This is a genomic window from Aeromonas sp. MR7 (assembly GCF_963899385.1).
In the GTDB taxonomy this organism is placed as follows: Bacteria; Pseudomonadota; Gammaproteobacteria; order Enterobacterales; family Aeromonadaceae; genus Aeromonas; species Aeromonas bestiarum.
In genome coordinates, this window is sequence record NZ_CAWQXH010000011.1 from 678,404 (window position 1) to 702,473 (window position 24,070).

17 protein-coding genes are annotated in these 24,070 nt (G+C 59.4%); 10 read left to right on the plus strand and 7 right to left on the minus strand.

All coding sequences use genetic code 11. The features are described from left to right. From AACW87_RS08110 to AACW87_RS08125, 4 genes are read right to left on the minus strand one after another with little or no spacing between them, the layout of a single operon-like run. Positions 1-1,029, minus strand: a complete 1,029-nt coding sequence (locus AACW87_RS08110) for a hypothetical protein (protein ID WP_241324683.1) — start codon at positions 1,027-1,029, stop codon at positions 1-3. Positions 1,030-1,037: 8 nt separating this feature from the next. Further along, entirely contained in the window at positions 1,038-2,132 is a 1,095-nt protein-coding gene (locus AACW87_RS08115; protein WP_098984388.1) for an HlyD family secretion protein, read from the minus strand. Next, positions 2,125-3,630, minus strand: coding sequence for an efflux transporter outer membrane subunit (locus tag AACW87_RS08120; RefSeq protein WP_241324684.1), 1,506 nt, complete (start codon positions 3,628-3,630; stop codon positions 2,125-2,127). The genes AACW87_RS08115 and AACW87_RS08120 overlap by 8 nt, the downstream gene beginning before the upstream one ends. Before the next feature lie 25 nt (positions 3,631-3,655). Next, positions 3,656-4,693, minus strand: coding sequence for an AI-2E family transporter (locus tag AACW87_RS08125; protein WP_241278201.1), 1,038 nt, complete (start codon positions 4,691-4,693; stop codon positions 3,656-3,658). 582 nt (positions 4,694-5,275) lie between these two features. Between AACW87_RS08125 and AACW87_RS08130 the strand changes: the two genes are divergently transcribed. Both AACW87_RS08130 and pbpC read left to right on the plus strand, forming a co-directional pair. Then, complete coding sequence (locus tag AACW87_RS08130; protein WP_241324685.1) at positions 5,276-10,177, plus strand: alpha-2-macroglobulin family protein; 4,902 nt, start codon at positions 5,276-5,278, stop codon at positions 10,175-10,177. Positions 10,178-10,229: 52 nt separating this feature from the next. Next, the gene (pbpC, locus tag AACW87_RS08135) at positions 10,230-12,539 is read left to right on the plus strand and encodes a penicillin-binding protein 1C (RefSeq protein WP_241325019.1); all 2,310 of its coding nucleotides are present in this window, start codon (positions 10,230-10,232) and stop codon (positions 12,537-12,539) included. 114 nt (positions 12,540-12,653) lie between these two features. On the opposite strand, the gene AACW87_RS08140 is transcribed toward pbpC, so the two are convergent. Further along, positions 12,654-13,613: a hypothetical protein gene (locus AACW87_RS08140; RefSeq protein WP_241324686.1), complete on the minus strand. Its 960-nt coding sequence runs from the start codon at positions 13,611-13,613 to the stop codon at positions 12,654-12,656. A 177-nt stretch (positions 13,614-13,790) separates the two neighbouring features. Here AACW87_RS08140 and thiI point away from each other — a divergent pair, with 177 nt between their 5' ends. Next, positions 13,791-15,239, plus strand: a complete 1,449-nt coding sequence (gene thiI, locus AACW87_RS08145) for a tRNA uracil 4-sulfurtransferase ThiI (RefSeq protein WP_043136846.1) — start codon at positions 13,791-13,793, stop codon at positions 15,237-15,239. A gap of 84 nt (positions 15,240-15,323) precedes the next feature. Here thiI and AACW87_RS08150 read toward each other — a convergent pair whose 3' ends face one another. Next, positions 15,324-15,716: a hypothetical protein gene (locus tag AACW87_RS08150; RefSeq protein ID WP_042865809.1), complete on the minus strand. Its 393-nt coding sequence runs from the start codon at positions 15,714-15,716 to the stop codon at positions 15,324-15,326. Between the two features lie 104 nt (positions 15,717-15,820). After that, positions 15,821-16,453 (minus strand): trimeric intracellular cation channel family protein, encoded by a 633-nt coding sequence (locus tag AACW87_RS08155; protein ID WP_042865810.1) that lies wholly within the window; start codon positions 16,451-16,453, stop codon positions 15,821-15,823. Positions 16,454-16,875: 422 nt separating this feature from the next. Between AACW87_RS08155 and flaA the strand changes: the two genes are divergently transcribed. The 7 genes from flaA (at position 16,876) to AACW87_RS08190 (ending at position 24,011) form a co-directional block, all read left to right on the plus strand. Continuing rightward, the gene (gene flaA / locus AACW87_RS08160) at positions 16,876-17,787 is read left to right on the plus strand and encodes a flagellin N-terminal helical domain-containing protein (protein ID WP_241324687.1); all 912 of its coding nucleotides are present in this window, start codon (positions 16,876-16,878) and stop codon (positions 17,785-17,787) included. A gap of 579 nt (positions 17,788-18,366) precedes the next feature. Continuing rightward, complete coding sequence (flaB, locus tag AACW87_RS08165) at positions 18,367-19,272, plus strand: flagellin N-terminal helical domain-containing protein (RefSeq protein ID WP_241324688.1); 906 nt, start codon at positions 18,367-18,369, stop codon at positions 19,270-19,272. 38 nt (positions 19,273-19,310) lie between these two features. Next, the gene (locus tag AACW87_RS08170; protein WP_098984379.1) at positions 19,311-19,751 is read left to right on the plus strand and encodes a flagellar protein FlaG; all 441 of its coding nucleotides are present in this window, start codon (positions 19,311-19,313) and stop codon (positions 19,749-19,751) included. 27 nt (positions 19,752-19,778) lie between these two features. Beyond that, positions 19,779-21,173 (plus strand): flagellar filament capping protein FliD, encoded by a 1,395-nt coding sequence (gene fliD, locus AACW87_RS08175; RefSeq protein ID WP_241324689.1) that lies wholly within the window; start codon positions 19,779-19,781, stop codon positions 21,171-21,173. Positions 21,174-21,198: 25 nt separating this feature from the next. Beyond that, positions 21,199-21,621 (plus strand): flagellar export chaperone FliS, encoded by a 423-nt coding sequence (fliS, locus tag AACW87_RS08180; RefSeq protein ID WP_043136836.1) that lies wholly within the window; start codon positions 21,199-21,201, stop codon positions 21,619-21,621. Continuing rightward, complete coding sequence (locus AACW87_RS08185) at positions 21,618-21,917, plus strand: hypothetical protein (protein WP_241324690.1); 300 nt, start codon at positions 21,618-21,620, stop codon at positions 21,915-21,917. The genes fliS and AACW87_RS08185 overlap by 4 nt, the downstream gene beginning before the upstream one ends. Positions 21,918-21,926: 9 nt before the next feature. Beyond that, on the plus strand, positions 21,927-24,011 hold the full coding sequence (locus AACW87_RS08190) for a motility associated factor glycosyltransferase family protein (RefSeq protein WP_241324691.1): 2,085 nt from the start codon (positions 21,927-21,929) through the stop codon (positions 24,009-24,011). Positions 24,012-24,070 lie beyond the last annotated feature (59 nt).

Consider the following 24,070-nt stretch of genomic DNA (forward strand, 5'->3'; position numbering starts at 1 on the left):
TCAGTCTCCTATCGATGCTTCTGCCAGTGGTCGGCCGACGGGCCAGCACTGTTCGAGCAGCCAGATACACAGCCAGCCGTAACCGGCCACCAACAGATAGAGGCCGCAGCGCATCGCGGCCGCCAGCCAGACATCCTTGCCGGTGGCACTGTCCTCGATCGCCGGGCCAAACAGGATCAGCGCCGTGATCCAGGCGTTGCTCCAGAAGGAGGGCGGGAAGCGACCCCGTACCAGCTGCGTCAGTCGTCGCGCCAGCCAGAGCGTCATCAGGCCCAGCATGAGTACCAGCATCAACAGGGAGGGCCAGAGGCTGAGTCCCAGCCAGAGCACAAACGCCAGCAGGGCGCCCATCAGCGTCGACAGCACCAGCTCCCGACCCGCCTGTCTGGCATTGAGCGAGGTACTTTGCTGAGCCAGCATCACAGTCTTCATCACAGCCGGGATATAGAACGCCGGATTGCCGAGCGCCAGCAGCCACACCGGCAGCACGATCGCGACCGCCCGCAGGGCGAGGCGCTCGGGATGATCGGGGGAGCGTGGTTTGTGAGGCTCAGCCCCCGTTGGCATCGGTTGGGGTGGGAACAGAGCATGGGCCACCCGGTTGACCAGGGTGCCTATCAGGATCCCCAGCGCCATCATCTGGGCAATGGCGATGGCCAACGCCTGCTCGATGAGGCCGGCCACCGGGATCACTGTGATGGCCATGATGAGCAGCATGGCGGCCGCTCCCTTGCCTGCCATCGCCTGCTGCATCAGACCATGGAGCAGCAGTGCGACGAGCAGCACGGCCACCAGGGCATAGTGAGTCAGCAGGGGCACCAGCAACACGCCACCGACCATCACGGTCAGCAGCAGGATCCCGCCCATCAGCCCTTTGCCAAGGCCGAGCGGCTCGCCGGGGCGGCACAACACCACCCAGGCCATGATGACGCCGAGGTGCGGCATGGGCAGGGCCAGCCCGTAGCAGATCAGCGTCGCCAGTGCGATGCCGGTGCCAATTCGCAGTACTGCCCTGTCGGCGTTATGCATGTGACGCCTCAGTAGAGAAAGGAGCAGAGGCTCATCAGTCGGATATAGAGGGCCCCCAGCAGGTTCATCAGCCCATTCTCGCCGGCATAGACCAGTACGTCGGCCTGACCGCCAACCCGCAGACTGGCAACGGGGGGGAGATCATCGGCCCTGAAGGCGATCTTGACCGGGAAGCGCTGAGCCTGGCGCAGCCAGTCACGGTTGTTGTCCACGCTCGGCAAGGTGCCTGCCGGTTGGCTCTTGCCGTCGCCCACCCCGTAGCCGACGCTGCGCACCTCGCCTTCGAACAAACGGCCGGGCAGGCTGTCGAGCAGGATGGCGACCCTGTCACCGGCTTGAATGTGGCCGAGGTTGTTCTCCGTCATATCCGCCGACACCCAGACGTCGTGGATGGCGATCAGCGTCATGACCGAGGCGCCGGCGCCGATGAACTGGCCCGCATCGGTGCGAAGATCCGTGATGAGGCCGCGGCCGGGGGCCACCATCAGGGTGTTCTTGCGATCCAGCTCGGCCTTGTGCACCGCCGAGCGGGCGCTGAGCAGCTGGGAGTTGTTGTCCCCGTTCACCCCTGCGGCTTCGATGGCCCGGCGCACGTCGGCTTCGGCCGCTACCACCTGGCTCCTGGCTGTCTCGCGGCTGGCCTGGGCCACCTCGAGGCGGCGCACCGAGATGGCACCGGGATCCTCGCGATAGAGCCGCTCCTGGCGATCGGCATCCTTGGCTGCGTTGTCATAGGCCGCACGCATGGCCTGCAGGGCCGCCTCGGCGGCCTTGACCCCTTCACCGCTCGCCTTGACGCCGCTCAAGACCGTCTGGTAGTCGGAGCGGGCCTTGGCCAGCGCTATGTCATAGGGCTCGGCATCGATTTCGAACAGCGGAGCGCCGGCCTCTACGTCCTGGTTGTCGCGCACATACACCTGCTTGATCTGGCCAGCCACCTCGGCTGCGACGGGGATCACGAAGGCCTGCACGCGAGCCTGGGAGCTGTAAGGCGTCAGCCGGTCGGCCAGCAGATACCAGCCAAGCAGCAGGACGATTAACCCCAGCAGCCCTTGGGTGGCGCGGCGGCTGGCCTGACCGGGCGAGGCAGATCTGTCAGTCATGGGTGATTACCTTGATGGTCGTGGGTGGGGGCCGGGTGGCATCGAGCAGGGGAGCCCAGTCGGCGCGGGCTCTGAGCCGGGCATCGACCTCTGGGGTCACCAGGGCGCGCGTTCGTCCCGGTTCCCAGCCACCGCCGAGAGCCTTGTAGAGCGTGATGAGGTCGCGCATCTGGGCACCGCGACTGTTGACCAGGCGCTCCTGCTGGTTGAACAGGGCGCGCTGGGAGTCGAGTACCCGCTGGAAGTCGGCCATCCCCTCGCGGTACTGGGTGTTGGCGATGTCCAGAGAGCGACGGGCCGCCGCCCCTGTCTGGATCAGCAGGGCGAGCTCATCCTGGTCGTTGGCATAGGCCACGGCCGCATCGTCCACCTCGCGAGCCGCCTTGAACACGGTATCGCGATAGCGTTCGTGCAACTGCTGGAAGCGAGCATCCTGCACCAGGATCTGGTTGCCGAGCCGCCCCTGATCGAGCAGGTTCCAGCTCAGTGACGGCCCGACGGCCCAGGAGAAGGTCTCGTTGCTGCCGCTGGTCGCGCTGATCCCCAGGGTGCCGAGCAGGGTGATGGCGGGGTAGAGTTCGGCCTCTGCGACCCCGATCAGCGCCGACTGGGCGGCCAGTTGCCGCTCCGCGACGCGCACGTCGGGGCGACGGCGCAGCAAGTCTGCCGGCATCTCGGCGACCAGTGCGAGCGCACCTTGCGGGATCTTCCCGGTATGGCGGCTCATCTCCGGCAGCGGCCCCGGAGCCCTGGCAAGCAGGGTACTGAGGGCATTCTGACTCTGGCGCAGGTTGGTTTCGAGCTGCGGGATGCCGGAGAGGGTGCCGAGGTACTGGGTCTTGGCCTGCTGCACATCCAGTTCGGCGCTGTTGCCGCTTTTGAACAGCCGCTCGGTGATCTCCAGGCTGCGCTGCTGGATGCGGGCGTTCTCATTGGCTATCTGCAGGCGGGCCTCGACTGTGCGTATGCTCACATAGAGCTGGGCCACCTGGGCAATCATCAACACCTGCACATCGTCATACTGCGCCAGGGTGGCAAAGTAGTTGGCATCCGCCGACTCGACACCACGCTGGAACCTGCCCCAGAAGTCGAGTTCCCAGCCGAGGTTGAAGCCAGCGCCATAGCGACTGCCCGCGCTGCTGTGGCCGCTCTGGGTCTGGCCGGCCTGCAGCCATTCCCCCGTGCCCACAGTGGCTTGCGGGCCGAGCAGGCTCTCGGCTATGCCGAGCTGGGCCTGGGCCTCGAGGATGCGCAGGCCCGCGATCCGTACGTCCGGGTTTTTGACCAGAGCCTCCTCGACCAGCGCAGTCAGCACGGGGTCATTCAGCCGCTGCCACCACTGGTGATAGTCGAGAGAGCGAGCCGCTGCTGGCATCTCGTGCTGGCTGGCGTTCTGCCAGCTGGCTATCTCCTCGACTCGGGGCGTCTGATAGTCGGGGCCGAGCAGAGTACAGGCGCCGAGCAACAGGCATGCGCCCCCGGCAAGCAGGGGGCGCATGAGAGGCAGGTCGGGAGCCATAGGGTTATTGGCCCGTGCTGGCCAGACCTTCGTTGACCCAGGCCATGAAGATGCGATAGCCGATGGAGAGCAGGGTGGCCCCGATGAACATGCCGAGGATACCGCTGGTGGCCATGCCGCCCAGGGCGCCGAGCAGCACCACCGGCATGGGGGCATCGACACCACGCCCCAGCAGCAGCGGCTTGAGCACGTTGTCTGCCATGCCCGCTACTATCAGCAGTACAGAGTAAATGATGTTCACTACTGTGCCGTGATCGCCCGCCGCCCACATGTAAGCGATGGCGGGGCCTGTCACCAGAATAACGGGGACCTGGGCTATGCCCAGGATGAGGGCCAGGATAAAGAAGATGCCGACCGCCGGGATCCCTGCCAAGGACATGACGATGCCTGCCAGCAGGGCCTGAATGAAGGCGACCCCGATGACCCCTTGAGCGACGGCCCGTATGGTGCTGGTGCACAGCTTGGTCAGGGCGAGGCCCTTGCGCTCATCCGTGATGCGCATGGCGATGCGGTCGGCACTGACGGCACCTGCCGTGCCCCAGGCCATCATGATGCCGGCGACGATGAAGGAGACAACGAAGCCAAGCAAGCCGCCCCCCATGCTGGCCAGCATGCCGACGACTTGCTTGGCCAGATCTCCCAACTGCGGCCGGTAGCTGTTCACCAGGCTGGGCAGATCCTGCGAGGCTTTTGACCAGATGCCATGCAGCTTGGCGCCCACCAGCGGAATGCTGGCGATGTCAGCAGAAGGTGCCGGGATCACCAGAGTATTGTTGTCCATCTTGTCGACCAGGGCGCTGACGCTGTCGCCCAGCGAGCTGAGCATGGCCACGGTGGGGGCCACGATCAGCAGCACGCCAAGCAGCACCAACAGGGTCGATGCCCGCCCTTGCTTTCCCCCCAGCCGTGCGGCAAAGCGCTGGTGCAGCGGATAGAGGGTCACGGCCAGGATAAGGGCCCATAGCATCATGTTCATGAAGGGTGAAAAGACGGTAAAGCAGAAAGAACCCAACCCCATGATCAGACCAAACTTGATGAACATATCTAGGAATCTGGCAACTAGTCGTTTTTCAAAAAGAGACTGGTCATTATTTTCCATTTTGACGAAACCTCATGATTAACAAAGGGGGCATACTATTCGGTGTGGCTAACGTCCAAGCCGGCAATCACATAAATATAATTGGATCTTTCATGTCGCTATATTCATGGCTGCACATCATCTCGGATGATGTTTGTCGCAATGCATTGAATAAATTAGATGTTTATCAAGCTTCTTAAAGATGGATTCTCTTTGTAATTTCCATTTCGACATGTTCTAAAAACAGTTGCTGTCTGAGCGTGAACCATCGTTAACTTCAGTAAAGATGGCAGTGACATTCAGTTTAGCCGGGGTTGATAGAAAGCATGTGGGTAGCGTCACACCAAGCATGGGTTTCGTAAGAGGTGCCCAATGACATGTCTGCCGGCTTGTTATTCGAACGACAACGCTATGGCCGTCTGGAATCACTGCTGAACAGCGAGGCGCTTGGCCTCCAGGAAATGAGTTTTGTGTCAAGCGAGTCGGATGTCTTATCCTGTTGCCTATCGCGCTGCTGTGGCAGCGATCCAATCCGGGATGGAACCTATGCGCCCCTTTGACCCTCGCCCTGCTGCCCACCACCTTGCTCCCCTGCGGCTTGCGCCGCGCCGGCGTCGCTGGTCTGCCTTGTTGTTGAGCGGACTGGCCGGTCTGCTCCTGGCCGGCTGCGGCCCTGACAAGCCCGCCACTCATGCCACAGCCAGTGCGCCGACTACGCAAACCGGCGCGCAGCAGGAGGCAGGAGCACCTGGCTCAGTGGTGCAGGCCAATGCCCGCCAATATAGAGACGCACCGGCGTTGGCGCTGGTCTTCTCCGGCCCGCTGGCGCCCAGGGCGAACTGGCAGAGCTGGCTGGCGGTGAGCCAGGGGGGCAAGCAGGTGCAGGGGGAGTGGATCCTGGCCGAGGATGGCCGCACCCTCTACTTCCCGCAGGTCGCACCCGACCAAAGCTACGAGGTGACCCTCAAATCGGGCCTGGGTCCTGAGCCCCAGCGCTGGACCCTCAAGACCCGGCCGCTGGAGGCGGGGGCCTCGTTTACCGCCAGCGGCATGGTGTTGCCGCTGCGCCAGGAGCTGCGCCTGCCCATCAGCGCGGTCAACGTGGATGAGGTCAATATCGACTTCTTCCGGGTCGATGCCGGCTATCTGCCGCGCTTCTTGGCCGAGTACAGACCCGGCGCCGGCATGGGCAACTGGGAGCTGGATCAGATCACCAGCCGCGCCAAGCGGGTATTCAGCGGCCGCTACGCGCTGGCGCTGGATGCCAACCGCCGCGAGACCCGCCTCATCAACGTCAAGGAGCCGCAGCTGGCCGAGGCCGGTGTTTACTTCGCCGTCATGTCCCCCCTTGGCAACTACGACTGGCGCAAGGAGACCACCTATTTCGCGGTGAGCGACATGGGGCTCAGTGCCCGCCGTTACCGGGATCAGCTGGAGGTGTTTGTCAGCTCGCTGGCGAGTGCGGATCCCCTCAAGGAGGTACAGCTCTCCCTGCTCGATGAGAAGGGCAACCGGCTGCAGGTGCAGACCAGTGACAATCAGGGCCATCGCCGCTTCGACCAGGTGCAGGGCGCCCGCCTGCTGCTGGCCGAGCAGGGCAGCCATCTGGCTGTGCTGCGCCTCGATGGCGCCGCGCTGGATCTCGCCGCCTTCGATCTCGGCACCCAGCCCTGGCAGGCCCAGCAGTTGTATCTGTTCAGCGGGCGGGATCTCTATCGTCCCGGCGAGCGGCTGGACAGCGAGATCCTGCTCAAGGGGCAGGATGGCCAGCTGCTGCCGGGAATGGCGGTGGAGCTGGAGGTGAAACAGCCGGACGGCCAGCTGCTCGAACAGAAACGGCTGCTGCCGGACAGCCTGGGGGCCGCCCACTACGGTCTGCGCCTGCCGGATGACGCGCCGCTCGGGCGCTGGACCATCAGCCTGAAAACCGCCGCTGGCAGCCGCTTCGAGTGGCCCTTCCTGGTGGAGGAGTTCCTGCCGGAGCGGCTCAAGCTGCAACTTGGCAAGGGGCCGGATGGCGAATTGCTGACCCCGCAAGAGGCGCTCACCCTACCGTTGCAGGGGGATTATCTCTACGGCGCCCCCGCCAGCAACACCAAGGCGAAGGCCGACGTGAAAATAAGCCGCGCGGCCATGCCTTTCACCCAGTGGCAGGAGTTCACCCTGGGGGACGTGCTGCTCGCCGAGCAAACCAAGGAGCTGGAACCCCTCAACCTCACCCTGAATGAACAGGGGCAGGGGACCTTCTCGCTGGCAGATGAGCTGGATGGCGTGCGCGCCCTCGGACCGCTGGAGGTAGCCTATCGGGTGTCGCTCTCCGAGCCAGGCGGTCGCGCCGTCAATCGCAGTCGCACCCAGTACGGTTGGCCGGCGGGCAGCCAGTGGCCGGCCCTCAGGGCCGATTTCGTGGCGGACAGGGTGGAAGGGGGCAAGCCGCTGCCCTTCCAGATCCTCAACCTGGATGACAAGGGCCAGCCGGTGGCGGGCGAGGTGAAGGTGCGACTGGTCAACGAATACCGCGACTACTACTGGCACTACGCCGACGGCGAGGGGTGGAAGTACGAGTTCAACAGCCAGCCCTATCTGGAACAGGAGCAGATCTTGCAACTCGATGGCAAGGGGCCGACCGCCCTCAGTTTGCAACTGGCGGCGGGCTGGTATCGAGTGGAGGTGGAGAACAGTCAGGGCCATCAATCCAGCCTGAGGGTCGAGATCGGCAGTTACGCCTGGGGCGGCGGTGGTGAGCAGGCGCGGCCTGACAAGATTGCCATCAGCCTCGACAAGCGCGCCTATCAGGCCGGCGACAAGGCGAAGGTGACCCTGGTTGCCCCCCGTGCCGGCAAGGGACTGCTGCTGGTGGAAGATGGCGACGGCCTGCGCTGGTGGCAGCGTATCGAGCTGCGAGCCGAAGGCGGCGGATCGGCAGAGGCGCGCGGCGAGTTCGAGATCCCCGTGAGCCCAGAGTGGCAGCGTCATGATCTGCATATCTCAGCCCAGATCGCCGCTCCCGACAGCGAATCAAAGCCGGTGAGCCAAAAGAGCGTGCAGAGTCTACGTTCGGTCGGGCTGGTGCCGCTCACCCTGGACAGAGAAGCCCGCCGCCTGCCGCTCAGCCTGAGTGCGCCGGACAAGGCGGTGCCGCTCACCCGTTTCGAGGTAACCGCCACCTCCACTCCCAATAGTCAGGGGCGAGTGGTATTGGCGGCGGTGGATCGGGGCGTGCTCAATATCAGCGATTACCAGCCCCTCTCCCCGTTTGAGGTCTTCTTTGGCCGCAAGCGCTTCGCGCAAGACTTGTTCGACAACTACGGTCAGGTGATACCGCCGCAGGATGGCAAGCTGGCCCGCCTCAACTACGGCGGCGATGCCCCGGCGCTGAAGAAGGGCGGTGCGCTGGAGAGCCGGGTCGAGATCGCCGCGCTCTGGAGCGGTGAGGTGAGTTTTGACGAGAGTGGCAAGGCGGTGATCCCGCTCGATCTGCCCAACTTCAACGGTGAGCTGGCGCTGATGGCGCTGGCCTGGAACGCGCAGCAGGTGGGGGAGGCCGAGCGCGCCGTCAAGGTGGTGGCACCGCTGGTGGCCGAGATCGGCTGGCCGCGCTTTGGGGCCAGAGGGGATCAGACCCGCGCCCTGATGCAACTGCGCAACATGAGCGGCGAGGATCAGAGCCTGTCGCTGGTCTGGACCCTGACCGGCGGCTTGCAGGCGGGCGGCGAACTGCCCGAGACGCTGACGCTTAAAAACGGCGAGGAGCAGTGGCTGACCCTGCCGCTCACAGTGACCGGGGCGAGCGGGGTGGCCCGCCTGCAACTGGCGGCGAGCGGCAAGGGCTTTGCGATAAGCCGCGACTGGTCGCTGCCGCTGCGCTCCCCCTGGCCTGCCCAGACGCGCCAGCGCTACCAGATGCTGACTCCAGGTCAGCAGATGAGCTTTGCCCAGAGCGAACTGGCCGGGCTAGATCCCGCCAACCTGCAGGGGCTGCTCAGCCTCTCAGGTACGCCACCCTGGGATCCGGTGGCCCAGTGGCAGGCGCTGGCCGATTACCCCTACGCCTGTCTGGAGCAGACCCTGTCCCGCGCCTGGCCTTACTTGCTGACCACGGCGGATGAGCGTGCGGCCTGGTCCAAACCTGCGCAGGGGAGCAAGCCGGTGAGCGAGGCGGATCTGCAGCGCGCCCTGCTGCAGCGGCTGCAACGGTTGCAACTGCCGAGCGGCGGCTTTGGCCTGTGGGACGGTCGCTCCGACGAGGAGCAGTGGCTCACCGCCTATGCGGCCGACTACCTGCTGACCCGCAAGGAGGCCGGCGACGCAGTGCCCGAGGCCATGTTGAGTCAGGCCCTCAATCGCCTGCAGAGCTACCTCACCGACAGTCAGTACGGCGAGCGCTGGAGCAGTGCCCCAGAGCACAGCCGCTTGGCCTATCAGGCCTACAGCGCCTATGTGCTGGCGCGGGTGGGCAAGGCGCCGCTCGCCACCCTGCGCCTCATCTGGGAGCAGCAGGCGGATCACGCCCGCTCAGGCCTGCCGCTCTTGCACCTCTCGCTGGCCCTCTCGGCCATGGGGGATGAGCAGAGCGCCGCCAAGGCCCTGGCTCGGGCATTGGCGAGCGAGCGCGGTGAGGATTATCTGGGGGATTACGGTTCACCGTTGCGCGACCAGGCCCTTGAGCTTTCGTTGCTGCGCCAGCACAAGCTGGCCGAGGACCGCTGGCCTGCGCTGAGCGCCAGGGTGGCCGATACCCTGGCTCATCGTCAGTGGCTTAGCACCCAGGAGCGCCTCGCCCTGCTGCGGCTGGCGCAAGTTGATCCCGCCGCCGACTGGCAGGCAAGGCTAGTGTCAATCAATGGCGATCATCCCGTTGCCGGTAAAAACAGCCTGCAGATCGGTGCACCCGAGGCCCTGGCGGCGAGTGCCGTCACCAACGAGGGCAAGGGCTCCCTGTATGTGCAACGCACCCTGGTAGGCTACCCGGAGCAGGCGCCCGTACGCATCAGCCAGGGCATGAGCGTGACCCGCAGCTGGTTCAATGCCGATAGTAAGCCGCTCGATCCCGCCAAGGTGCGGGTCGGCGATCTAGTGGTGGTGCGGCTCAATGTGAGCAGCGAGCAGACGGTGCCCGACGCCCTGCTGGTGGAGATGCTGCCGGCGGGCTTCGAGCTGGAAAACCCGGCCCTTGGCACCAGCATCAAGCTCGAGGAGCTCAGCATAGAGGGCAAACCTGCGTGGCAGAGCGAGTGGAACGACTACCTCAAGCATCAGGAGTTTCGTGACGACCGCTACACGGCGGCGCTGGATCTGAGCGAAGGAGGCAATCAGCAACTGGTCTACCTGATGCGGGCCGTGACCCCGGGCCGTTATCAGGTGCCGCCGACCCAGGTGGAGGATATGTACCGGCCGGAGCTGCGGGCGGTCGGGCAGGATATTCACGAGGTGATCATCTCTGAGTAACGCCCCCTTGCTGGAGACGCTTCTCCCGGCCACCTTCTGGCAACGTGGCCGTTTGTGGTTGCGCCAGACTTGGCTTGTGCTGCGGCATCTGCCCCGCTGGCTGCGCCTGACTGGGCTGTTATTGGCTGGCGTGATCTTGTTGTTGCTGGTGCTGGATCGCGCCTTTCCGCCGCCACCGCTGGATCCCGCCTTTGCGCGGGTGGTGCTCGACATCAAGGGGCGGCCGCTGCGGGCCTTCGCCGATACCAGCGGGGTGTGGCGCTATCCCGTGACCCTGGAGCAGGTCTCCCCCCGCTATATAGAGGCGCTGCTGGGCTACGAGGATCGCTATTTCTGGCGCCATCCCGGGGTCAACCCTGTGGCCATGGTGCGCGGCGTCTGGCAGTGGCTGCGCTATGGTCGTGCCGTCTCGGGGGGCTCGACTCTCACCATGCAGGTGGCCCGCCTCATCGAACCCTATCACAGGAGCGTGCCCGGCAAGCTGCGCCAGATGGCGCGGGCGCTGCAGCTGGAGTGGCACTACGACAAGCGCACCCTGCTTACCGTTTACCTCAATCGGGCGCCGTTTGGCGGCAACCTCGAAGGGGTGCAGGCGGCCAGCTTTGCCTATTTGGGCAAGAGTGCGGCCAAACTCACCCATGCGGAGGCCGCCCTGCTGGCGGTGCTGCCGCAGGCCCCCAGCCGTTACCGGCCGGACAGGCACCCGGATCGCGCCCGCGCCGCCCGTGACAAGGTGATGCAGCGACTGGTCAGGCAGGGGGCCTGGTCGGAGGCAGTCTGGATGGAGGGGCGCATCGAACCCGTGCTGGCGCGCGGCCACTTCACCCCCATGGAGGCGCCGCTGTTTGCCCGCCTCGCCGCCGACAGCCAGCCGGGTGCCCTGGTGCACACCACCATAGACGGGGATCTGCAGCGCTGGCTTGAGGCGCGGGTGGAGAGCTATATCCGCCGTTTCCCGGAGCAGACCTCCGCCGCCCTGCTGCTGGTGGACAACAGAACCATGGCGGTACGCGCCTACGTGGGCAGCGCCGAGTATGGCAACTTGAGGCGCCACGGCTACCTCGACATGGTGCTGGCGATCCGCTCCCCCGGCTCCACCCTCAAGCCGTTCATCTACGGTCTGGCGCTCGATGCCGGGCTGGTTCACTCCGCCTCCCTGCTCTCCGATGCCCCCAGATTGGGATCCGACTATAGACCCGCCAACTTTACCGGGGCCTTTCAGGGACCCGTGACCCTGACCCGGGCGCTGCAGCAATCCCTCAACGTGCCGGCCGTGCAGGTACTGGAGGCGCTGGGGCCCGCTACCCTGGTCAATCGACTGGACAACGCCGGGGTCAGGCTGGCCCTTTCCGACAAGCCCAATCCCGCCATTGCGCTGGGGGCGGCGGGCATTCGGCTGGAGCAGCTGGTGGCCCTCTACAGTGCGCTCACCCGGCAGGGACAGGTGGCGATGCCGGTCTGGCTGGCGGGACAAAAGGCGGTCTCGCGACCCTTGCTGAGCCCGGGAGCCGCCTGGGTCATCTGGCAGATCTTGAGTGCGCAGGGGCGGGCGGATCAGCCTTTTGCTAGCGAGGCGACCGGCCGGGTCAACCGGTTGGCCTGGAAGACGGGCACCAGCTATGGCTACCGGGACAGCTGGGCGTTGGGAGTCTCCGGTCGCTGGACCATTGGTGTCTGGCTGGGGCGCCCGGACGGCACCCCCTTGCCCGGTTTTTACGGCCAGAGTGCGGCCGTGCCGCTGCTGCTCTCCGTCTATTCGCGGCTGGGTGACAACAGCCCCTTGCCGGCGCAGCCCAATACGGTGAGCGAGGCCGACATCTGCTGGCCGCTCGGGCGGCGGGTGAGTGCCACCCTGCCAGAGGCCTGCCTGCAGCAACAGAGCGCCTGGCTGCTGGATGAGCGGGATCCCCCCACCTTGCCTGATCCCATGGATTGGCCCTCACCGCTGCGCCAGGTTGCGCTGACCGAGCAGGGAACTCCCACCCTGGCGCGCTGCAGTGATGCGACCCACTCAAGTTGGCGAGCGCTCTGGCCGCTCTCGCTGGAACCCTGGCGGGCGCAGGGGGAACGGCGCACGGCGCTGCTGGCAAGCCATTGCGCGGGGGAGGGGCAGAGTGCCGAGCTGCAGGCACCCATTCGTATTGTGGCGCTGGGGGAGGGCAACCTTATCCGCAGCCAGCGCTATCGCCTGCAACCCAGGGTGCTGGGTGGCGTGGGCAAGCCGTTCTGGTTTCTCAACGGCCAGCGGCTGCGTTGGGACGGGGATCAGGTATTGAGCGAGGCGGGACGCTACCAGCTGGTGGTGGTGGATGAGGCGGGCAACAGCGACAGAGTCGAATTTCGGCTGGAAAACCCCTCCTGAGGGGACTTCTGGTTCGCACCGACCGGGCGCCAGAATATTGACGGCGCCTCATCTTACCAAGACGGGATCAGGCTATGAGCCGATCCCGTTGGACCCTGTTGGCGGCCGGCGGGCTCAGGGTTTGACTTGCCCCAGCCGGGTGAAGAAGTGCTGGCTCTTGCGCTGGTGGAAATGACTCTTCTTGATGGGATGGAAGATGAGGCGGCTCTTTGGGTGGCTCGCCTTGAGCTGGTGGATCATCGCCATGGCGGGCAGGCCTGTGCTGACCAGCGTGGTGAGCGGCAGGCTGTGGGTCTCTGGCCCCAGCAGCTGATTGAGCCCTTGCTGCGCCAGCTCGAAACGGGTCAGGGCCGTCGGCTCGGCATAGCCGCTGCCCAACATGGTGAGCAGGGCATCGAGGGCCTGATGAAACTCGGCCAGCTGCTGGCGAAAGCCACTGCGGGCGCGCAGGGCAATCAGCTCGGCAAACGGGATCTCGCTCAGGTGAGTGGGCACTTGCAATGGTATCTCGAGGTGGAAGCAGTCCTGGCCGCCCCGATTGTGGTAGCGGGATTCGAGCAGGTGCAGCAGCCGGTCCAGATAGTCGTGATCCGTGATGAGGGCACCCTCATTGGCGAGTGCCCACTCACGGGCGAGGCGCATGGAGAGCAGATTGGCAAAGCGCCGCGCCATCCTGATCCCCCCCTCATCTTGCGTAGCAAAGCCGTGAGTCAGGCAAAAGCCGTGCAGCCGCTCGAGACCGGCCTGGGTCGGGCAGAAGCAGTCGTGGTTGGCGCCTTGGCGCCAGCGAGTAATCAGCTCCTTGTTGCCGAACACCTTGTGGCGACTGAAATCCGGGGCTATGAGACCGCCGAGCTGGCTCTCCAACTGCGGGGTGATGTCTGCAAAGAAGCCAGGCTCAGGTCGCTCTGCCAGCAGATCGGTCTGCTCTTCCAGGGTATGGAGCAGGGCGGTGAGGCCGCTCTTTTCACTGACGGTAAAGACGAAGGCGAGTCGCTCCAGATAGAGCAGGGCAAACTTGAGCCAGAGCTCGTCGCGTACCTCCATGCCGGGGTAGTAGATATAGGTCTTCATCGGATCAGTCTGTTGTCAGGGGGTTGCCAGGGCGCAGGCTTGGGAATATACGCAAGATTGCCGCCGCGTCGCAAACGTTGCGTGGGGGAATGTGAGCAAACGCGCATCCAGTAGGCGCCGGCCAGAAAGTTCTGATATAATTCGCGCCCTTAAATCAAGGCCACCCGAGTCAAAACCATGAAGTTCATTATCAAGCTGTTCCCGGAAATCACCATCAAGAGCAAGTCAGTTCGCCAGCGCTTCACCAAGATGTTGCAGGGCAACATTCGCAACGTGTTGCGCCGTTTCGACGAAGACGCCCGCGTACGGATGGATTGGGACAAGCTGGTAGTGAGCTCCCGCAACGATCAGTTCCACGCCCAGTATCTGGAGACGCTGGCCTGCATCCCAGGCATCCAGTATTTCCTCGAAGTGAAGCTGAGCAACTTCACCGACCTGCACGACATCTTCGAGCAGACCCGCGCCGTCTGGGGCGATCGCCTGAAAGGCAAGACCTTCTGCGTGCGTGCCCGCCGCGTCGGCAAGCACGACTTCAGCTCGCTGGAGCTGGAGCGTTATGTGGGCGGTGGCCTCAACCAGCACTGCGAAACCGCCGGTGTGCGTCTGAAGAAGCCAGATATCCAGGTCAACCTGGAAGTGGAAAATGACGAGCTCTACATCATCAGCGCCGTTCACCACGGCATGGGGGGCTTCCCTATGGCGACTCAGGAAGATGTGCTGAGCCTGCTCTCCGGCGGCTTTGACTCGGGCGTGGCCTCCTACCAGTTCATCAAGCGCGGTTGCCGGGTGCACTACTGCTTCTTCAATCTCGGCGGCGCCGCCCACGAGATCGGTGTCAAGCAGGTGGCCTATTACCTGTGGAACAAGTTTGGTGCCTCCCACAAGGTGCGTTTCACCGCCATCGATTTTGAACCCGTGGTGGCCGAGATCCTCGAGAAGATCGACAACGGTCAGATGGGCGTGGTGCTCAAGCGGATGATGATGCGTGCCGCCGGTCAGGTTGCCGACTACTTCCAGATCCCGGCGCTGGTGACGGGGGAGTGCGTGGGTCAGGTCTCCAGCCAGACCCTCACCAACCTCAACGTCATCGACCGGGTGACCGACAAGGTGATCCTGCGCCCGCTCATCACCTGGGACAAGCCGGACATCATCAGCGAAGCCCGCCGCATCGGCACTCTGGAGTTTGCCGAGACCATGCCGGAGTATTGCGGCGTCATCTCCAAGAAGCCGACCATCAAGGCTGTGCTGTCCAACATAGAGGCGGAAGAGGCCAACTTTGACTTCGCCATCCTGGACAAGGTGGTCTCCGAGGCCCGTTACCTCGACATCCGCCGCATCGGTGAAGAGACTGCCGCCGAGGTACAGGAGGTGGAGACCACGCAAGTGCTGGCCGCCGATGAGGTGATCCTGGATATCCGCTCCAGTGATGAGCACGACGAGAAGCCGCTGGTGGTGGAAGGACGCGAGGTGCAGCACCTTCCCTTCTTCAAGCTGGCCACCGCCTTTGGCGATCTGCCAAAAGAGAAGACCTACCTGCTCTACTGCGATCGCGGTGTGATGAGCAAGCTGCAGGCGCTCTATCTGAAAGAGAAGGGCTTTGACAATGTGAAGGTGTACCGCCCGTAACGGCATGCGCTTTCCATAAAAAATCCGGCCAATGTGCCGGATTTTTTTATTTCACGCTGATTGCATCCTGACGTAGTGCGCGGCTCAGGGGCAGGGGACGGGTGTAAAGGTCGATTGCCCCTGACAGCGCCAGCCCATTTCGGCTTGCCGCATCTGCCACAGGTTGTTGCTGCGAAACAGGGTCAGGATGTAGATCATGTCGCTCTTGTTGCCATCGAGGGCTACCGAGAGCACCAGATCGTTGTCCAGCTGTTGTGCCTGGATACGACTGGGTATGTCGCTGTGGCCGACAAAACGCAGCGCCACTTCACGATAATCATTGACCCAGGTTTGCTGGGCAGTGCTTGCCTGGCGGATCTGCTGGTTGAACTGCTGTACCGGGGTAGAAGCCAGTCGTCCGAACAGTACCTGCGCATCGGCTTGCGCCGTTGCCACATTCATCAGTAACAGGGAAGTGATGAGCCCAAGTTTTTGCATGAGGGATTCCGGCTTACAACGACTGGATCCTATGACAACAGAAAAGCCTGCTTGGTTCAACGTAACGAGGCCGGGAGTGCGACATGGCGCCCCCGGCCTGGATATCAATGGCGTTGCAGCGAGAAGGTGGGCAGTGACAGGTGCCAGTAGATGGCGGCAACCCGCAAACCGAACACGGCCGTCATGCAGATGAGCATGGCGGTGACCCTGTCCATATTGACCTCAAGCGCAAGGGTGTAGAGGATGCCGCCCAGGATGCAGGCGGTGGCATAGATCTCCTTTTGCAGCACCATGGGCACCTCCCGGGCCAGCACATCGCGGATCATGCCGCCAGCCACCCCTGTCATGGTTCCCATGATCACGGCAATCAGGCCGGGGGAACCAAAGTTGAGGGCCTTCTGGGTGCCGATCACGGTGAAGAGGGCCAGCCCGAAGGCATCCGCCACCGGCAACACATACCAGGGCATGCGACGGGGCAGCTTGACCATCCACATGCCGATCAGCGCCGTGGCGATGACGACCCAGATATAGAGAGGGTCGCGAACCCAGAACACAGGGGTGGCCCCCAGGATCATGTCACGTATGGTACCGCCACCAATGGCGGTGACGGCTGCCAGCACCATGACGCCGAAGCCATCCATCCTGAGCCGCCCCGCAACCAGCACGCCCGAAAACGCGAATACCGCAGTACCAAACATGTCGCTGATGTAAACAATCTGCTCAACCAGTGTCTGCATGGAGAACAACTCACGTCCAATTGTTGATGGGGCCGCGATTTTAGGGGCTGGGCCAGCATCTGACCAATGGCTGCCTGCAAAAGTGGGAGCCAGACCAAGTTTTTGCAGGCGGGATGGGGGGGAGGCAGAGGGGACGTGGCTGCTGGCTTGAGGCGGGAGCCGCATCTGGCAAGGGGGCTGTGCTTCTCATTGTCCTCCGCCTGTGCTTGCATCCTGCTGATAAGGGGCACTTTTTGAATTTTTTCCCTTAAGTCCTGCGAGAATGTGCCGATAAATAGGGTAAGCGGCGTTAATGCGATGAAGCGTTAAAAATAATGCTAAAGACATCGAAAAAGAGGCCGTTAAATAAGACGCATCGGACATGAAAGACAATAAAGTTCGAGCAAATTAGATAGTAAATTTAATAGCTTAGGAGAATGGTCATGGGTCTTTATATCAATACGAACGTTTCATCGCTCAACGCTCAGCGTAACCTGATGAACACCAACAAATCTCTGGATACTTCCTACACCCGCCTGGCATCTGGTCTGCGCATCAACAGCGCAAAAGATGATGCCGCCGGTCTGCAAATATCCAACCGTTTGACCTCCCAGATCAATGGTCTGGATCAAGGTAACCGCAACGCCAACGATGGTATTTCCGTTGCCCAGACCGCTGAAGGCGCCATGGATGAAGTGACCTCCATGCTGCAACGGATGCGTACCCTGGCTCAGCAATCCGCCAACGGCTCAAACAACACCGATGACCGTACCGCGTTGCAGCAAGAGTACGACCAATTGATGACAGAGATAGATCGTGTCGCCGGCGATACTACATTTGGCGGCCAGAATTTGCTCCAAGGCGGATATGTGGGTTCCTTCCAGGTTGGCGCCGATGCGGGTCAGACCATCACCTTCCGGATGACCACTGCCTTTACCATCTCCGGCATGGCATCAGCCACCAGTGGCAGTGCTGCTGTGACGACCACAACATCGGGTGAGCCCTACCTCGTCACCAAGACGGCAGGTACTCCGGTCAGCTCCACCAGCATGTCGTCCATCGCAGCGGCGAGTTCAGCTCAGTCTGCCATGGCCAACCTGGATTACATGATCAAGGTGGTGGACGGCAAGCGTGCGGAGCTGGGTGCGGTGCAGAACCGGTTTGACTCGACCATTCGCAACCAGGCGAACGTGTCCGAGAACGTCAGCGCCGCCCGCTCACGGATCCGTGATGCAGACTTTGCAATTGAAACTGCCAATCTGACCAAGCAGAACATTCTGCAACAGGCGGCATCGACCATACTGTCACAGGCAAACCAGCGTCCTCAGTCTGCCCTCTCGCTGCTGCAGGGCTAACAAAAGAAAACAGGGCGGTTGTTCAGGCCGCCCTGGTCAAGAGATGGAACAAAGGGGTGTTCGGGTTTGCACTCTGTTCTATCGGGAGAGAATCAATTCTCTATTAGTAATGCCAAGTGTTGTCCAGTTGTTCAGTTCTGTCACCCTTGGTCGTATTCTCCTGAGCATATGCTCATTTTAGGCCGGATTTTCCGGCCTCTTTTTATTGTGCCGTCAAATTGACGCCACTCCATCATAGCAAAGCACAAACCGTGCCAAAACCAACCTCTCCTGTGTGCATGTCGTCATGGTGTCTGACGTCACCTAGCGAGTCTTCTGATGCCTGCGATTTGCCGCTTACCGGATAAAACTTGCCGCCTTCGGCAATTATTTTCCTAAAGCTTGTGTCCATGCGGCCGTTAAATAAAGTGAAGCAATCGAGGGGTGTTCGGAATCCAACGTTTGCACTACTGCGGGTGGCCTGTTCGTTCAAACAGACACCCGCCAGAAGACACAGGATTGTTCAACCTGTTCTTCTAACGGTGGGACGTCGCTTTGGCGGCGCAACCCGCAGTCGCATGTTCTTCGGGAGAATATTTTATGGCCATGTACATCAACACGAATACTTCATCACTGAACGCCCAGCGTAACCTGATGAACACCAACAAGTCCCTGGATACGTCCTATACCAGACTGGCCTCCGGTCTGCGTATCAACACTGCCAAGGATGACGCCGCTGGTCTGCAGATCTCCAACCGTTTGACTTCACAAGTGAATGGCCTGGATCAAGGTAACCGCAACGCCAACGATGGCATCTCTGTTGCTCAGACCGCTGAAGGCGCCATGGATGAAGTCACTTCCATGCTGCAGCGTATGCGTACCCTGGCCCAGCAATCGGCCAACGGTTCCAACAACACTGACGACCGTACTGCGTTGCAGCAGGAATTCGACCAGCTGACCACAGAGATCGACCGTATCTCCACCGATACTTCCTTTGGTGGTCAAAAACTGCTGGATGGCAACTACAAAGGTTCCTTCCAGGTTGGTGCCGATGCCGGTCAGACCATCACCTTCAAGATGACATCTGCCTTCACGATCAGCGGTATTGCGTCATCGACCAAGGGCAGCGCTACCGTTGCAACCAGTGCCACCGGTGAACCCTACACGGTAACCAAGGGCACCACTGCGGTGACTTCCACCAGTGTCAGCAGTATCAAAGCAGCTAGTTCAGCTCAGTTGGCCATGGCCAACCTTGATTTCATGATCAAGGCGGTTGACAGCAAGCGGGCAGAGTTGGGTGCGGTGCAGAACCGTTTTGACTCGACCATTCGCAACCAGTCCAACGTCTCCGAGAACCTGAGTGCAGCACGCTCTCGTATCCGTGATGCAGACTTTGCGACTGAGACGGCCAACCTGACCAAGCAAAACATCCTGCAACAGGCTGCTTCCAGCATCCTGGCGCAAGCCAACCAAAGACCACAATCTGCCCTGTCCCTGCTGGGTTAACAGACAGGCTGTGATGAGATAGAAAGAGGAGCGACGATATGGCCAATGAAATTGGAATCCCGTCATCGGTCACTCCTTCTTCTCTTCAGTCAAGTAGCAAGAGCGGCCAATCGGCCGCTCAAGTGCTATCTGGCACGACAGAAGAGCAGCGGGTGACGGCACAGGATGTGAAAAAACAGCAAGAGGTCAAAGCTGAAGAAAAAAGCAGCAAGCAGGACACCTCTGAGATTGATGTTGAAAAAGAGGTTCAAAACTTGCAAGAGTTCAGTAAGTTGCAAGGATGGACAGTCAATTTCAGTGTTGAGAAGGATCTCGAGCAGGTCGTCATCAAGGTGATGGATGCTGAAACCAAATCTATGATTCGCCAGATACCCAGTGAAGAGTTGCTGGCCATCAGCAAACGGATCAAGGATTTGCGCGAAGGCGATGTGGCCGGTGGAGGCTCGCGCGTCGGGTTGTTGCTCGATAAAGAGATCTAATACGCAAGCGTTACGAGGAGAGTGAGTATGACCACGATTACTTCTGCAGGTGCGGGTTCGGGACTCGACCTGGAGTCAGTGATTGCTGCCAGTGTCGATGCCAAGAAGGCACAGCTGCTGCAGCCTATCACCACTAAGAAGACCAACACTCAGATCACTCTCTCAGGGGTTGGGCAGCTGAAATCCGCAATTGCCTCTTTCGTGACCACGCTCAAGGCGATGTCCAAGGATGATGCCTTCAACAAGCGGGCCATCTCTATCACCCAGGACAAGGATAATCCTGTCCTCAAAATCGAGAGTAAAGCGGGAGCTTCCAACGGGCAGTATGACATTACCGTCGAAAAATTGGCAAAGACCAGCAGGTTTGAAGGTGTGTTCGACAAATCCACCGACCCTCTTATTACCCAGGATGGTGTCCTGACCTTCAAGGCCGGTGACAAGACCTTTGACGTGGATGTCAAGGCGGGGGATACGCTGCAATCCATTCGCAAGCGCATCAATAATGACGGTGACAACTTCGGCCTGAGCGTCAACATTATGAACACATCCGATGGCAAGTCCAAACTTGTCATCGACTCTGGCATCAGTGGTACAGGCAAGGATCTGCAGATTACCGGCAATACCACTGAGCTGACTGACAACCTTGTCTCCAAGCTGAGCCAAAAACAAGCTGCTCAAGATGCCCAGATCAAAGTGGATGGCAGCACGCTGACCAGTGCGACCAACACATTCGATGGCACCATTGCAGGACTCAAGCTCACTGTGTTGAGGGAATCGGACAGTACCACGGTCGGGACCACGACTACTTACAAGTCGAACAAGGTTGACGTGACCACCGACAAGGGCGGCATCAAGGACATGGTCAAAAGCTTCATCGATGGCTATAACGCCTTGGTGAAGAAGAGCAGTGACCTTGGCAAACGCAACTCGATTGTGGCAGGGGTCAGTCAAAATGATGGCGGTGCCTTGGCCGGTGACGCCACGACTCGCGCCGTGGCCAATATGATGAGCAGTGCGATCACAGAGCCTTCCAATAACTCGTCCACGTTTTCGACCATCTTCCAGTTGGGTGTCAAGATGGACAACAAGGGAGTACTCTCCCTCGATAGTGAAAAATTTGATGAGGCTATCGACAAGAACTTCGACCAGGTAGTTGCCGTATTTGGTGGCAAGGACGGTGTGGCGGGCAAGTTGGCCGGGCAGCTTGAAAGTTACTCAAAAACGGGCGGGTTGCTTGCCAAACGTGAAGAGAGCCTCAATTCGGATCTGCGCGATGTCAATCGCAAGCAGTCGGATGTCGCGGCCCAGCTGACCAAGTATGAAGAGACCCTGCGTGCCCGCTACGGGAGTCTGGATAGCATGCTGGCCAAGATGAACAAGTCGGCCTCATATTTGAATCTGCTCAACACCAAGAGCAGCTAATTTGTAGTCAGGATCGGTGTCTCATATGTATCGGAAAAATATCAAAGCCTATACCACCCAGAGTCTGCAATCCGAGCTGGCAGTCGCAGACCCTTATCGCGTCATCCAGCTGCTGATGCAGGGGTGTCTCGAACGTCTTGCTCAGGCGCGTGGTGCGATTGAGCGCCGTGATTTTGAGAGCAAGTCCCAATCCATTTCCAAAACCATGGCCATCATCAACGGGTTGCAGGACTCGCTGGATCTCTCCTATGGCAAGGTGCCAGAAGATCTCTTTGCGCTTTATGACTATATGAAGGTACGGATGATGGATGCCAGCCGCGACATGGATATCGCCGTCGTTGACGAGGTGATGGCCCTGATGTTGACCGTGAAAAGCGGGTGGGATGCGATTCCTGTTGAAGAGCGTGACAAGGCGCTAGCTCAGCAAAAAGTGGGTCGGCCGGAATGAGCAATGTTCCGTTATCCGAGCTGATTGAGCATGGTAACCAGCTGTTGGCCCTGCTGGAGCAGGGCGACATGCTTGCGGCAGACAAGCTGACGGCTCATTACTTGAGCGTGCTTGATGGTGTGTTTCAGCACATTGAACTTGGAAGTGCATTGAATGTGGAACAGCAACAAGCATTGCTGCAGTTTCAAACCATCCACGACTGGGTAGAAAAAGCGAAGCATCTGACAGAACAAGAGTTACTGCAGTTTTCCAAGGCTGGTCGAGCCTCTGATCTTTACAAATTGAATGCAGGTTAGGCATATAGAATGGATTTTAATAAAAATATTACTCAGGTCGAGAATGAATTATCCCGCCTCGAACTGCAAAAAAAGCAGGAGGCCGCCATGCTGGATGTGCTGCCTGCTCGTTATGAACTCAATATGGCGGCCTTCGAAAAATACATGCCTGGCATTCATGAATTTTTCAAAGATTACCAGCCTGTCAGGCCGTTTCGCTTCTTCTGCAATGAGAATGGCATTCCCAACGTCTTGTGGCTTGATGAACAAGTTTCACTCTATGGTGAAGACCCACTTGTCGAGGTTCAAGCACAGATAACTGAGGTGATTGAACAGAGTATGCTGCAATGTATCGATTTTACCCCTCAGTGGTATTTCGATGATCAGATCCATATAAAATATAATAATGCCATTTCCCAGCTGAAGGTATCATCTAATCTGGAGGGGCTACCTCTGAGAGATTTGCTTACGGTAGATATACCTCTCTCACTCATGTATGGGGTGGGATTAGGATACCAGCTTGGTTATCTTTATGAGCGCTGCACTGTACGAAACTTATTTGCATTCGAACCTGACGTCGATCTCTTCTATGCATCTCTATTTTGTTTCGATTGGCATTCTCTACTCGCTTACATGGATCAGGAATCACTTAGTCTGCACCTTTTTGTCGGCGTAGATGAAAAACTGCTGGTTTCCGATATGATGGAGGCCTTACATCGTAAAGGGGCATTTTGGTCTGCCGCCTATTTTTCCTTTTGCCATTATCACTCTCCCAAGGTTCATGCCCTTATCGAACAAGTCGAGCGCGAGTTTTATCTACTCAGAACTGGTTGGGGCTTTTTCGACGACAATATATTTGCACTGGCTCACAGCCATACTCATTTACAAGATGGTACGCCTTTTCTTAAAAAACATCGCGACACAGCTAGATTTTCCTCTACTCCGGTATTCATTGTTGGAAATGGGCCGTCATTGGATCAGAGTATCGAGTTTATCCGCGAGCATCAAAATCAGGCTTTGATTATCGCTTGTGGCACCGCAGTGAGCGCCTTGTACAAGGCTAATATCAGGCCAGATATATATGTTGCCGTCGAACGAACTAAGAGTTCTGCGGATTTTTTGCGTATTCTTAATGCCAATGAGTTTCTCAAGGAGGCAGTTTTTCTTAGTGTCGATGTTATTCATCCTGAGTGCAAAGGCTTTTTTCGTAAGACTGGAATAGCATTTAAGCCTAATGAACCTATGTATCAGTTGCTCGGAACTCATTTTGGTCGTGCATTCGAATATGATTCCATCGAGTTCTCGAATCCATTTGTGGGAAATACAGGGCTGAACTACGCAGCTCTGTTGGGGCTCAAAGAAATGTACCTTTTTGGCATCGACAATGGTTATAAGTCTGCTGATCAACATCACTCCAAGTTAAGCCTTTACTATAATGACAAGCAGGAAGCAAAATACCAGCAAGATCTGACGGAGACTTTTCCTGGCCGTGGTAATTTTGGTGGTGAGGTTAGAATTAACCATCTATTTGGACTGTCCATACACAATATGGAGCGTCTCTTGCAGGTCTATCCAGATGTGCATTGTACCAATACCAGTGATGGATCTTATATCGAAGGTGCGGTGCCTAGTCCCATAGAGGCTATTGTCTCTGATTGGCCTGAGTTGGATAAGCGTAGTGTAATTGATGAGATCATGGTGCAATGCTTCCAGCCCTTCAATGTCTCTAGCATCGACTTCAAGGCTGCCATCAATGTACCTCTATGTCATGAGTTACTCGACAAACTACATAATGACTGGATGTCTGTACCGAAAACACATAACGATGTGTTGGCACTAATGCAGAAGCACCATGATTATCTTCTTTATATTTTTATGAGTCATGAACGTCATCTCTATCGTGTTTTTATTGGTTCCATTAACTATTTTTATGCTAATATAATAAGTGTAATGTTGTCCTCTATTGGACGTGAAAATGAATTTGAACAAAAAATAGAGTCGGCTGTGACTATTCTTGAACAGTTTTTCATTGACGCAAAAAATATCTATGCTGACGCACTTGAACGCCATGACGAACTATATTTTGTCGGGCTTGATGTTTTTAAAGTAAATTAAAGTTATAAGTAGAGGTATAACGTATGCCTCTACTTAGTTTATTTATACTTGTCTGTTAT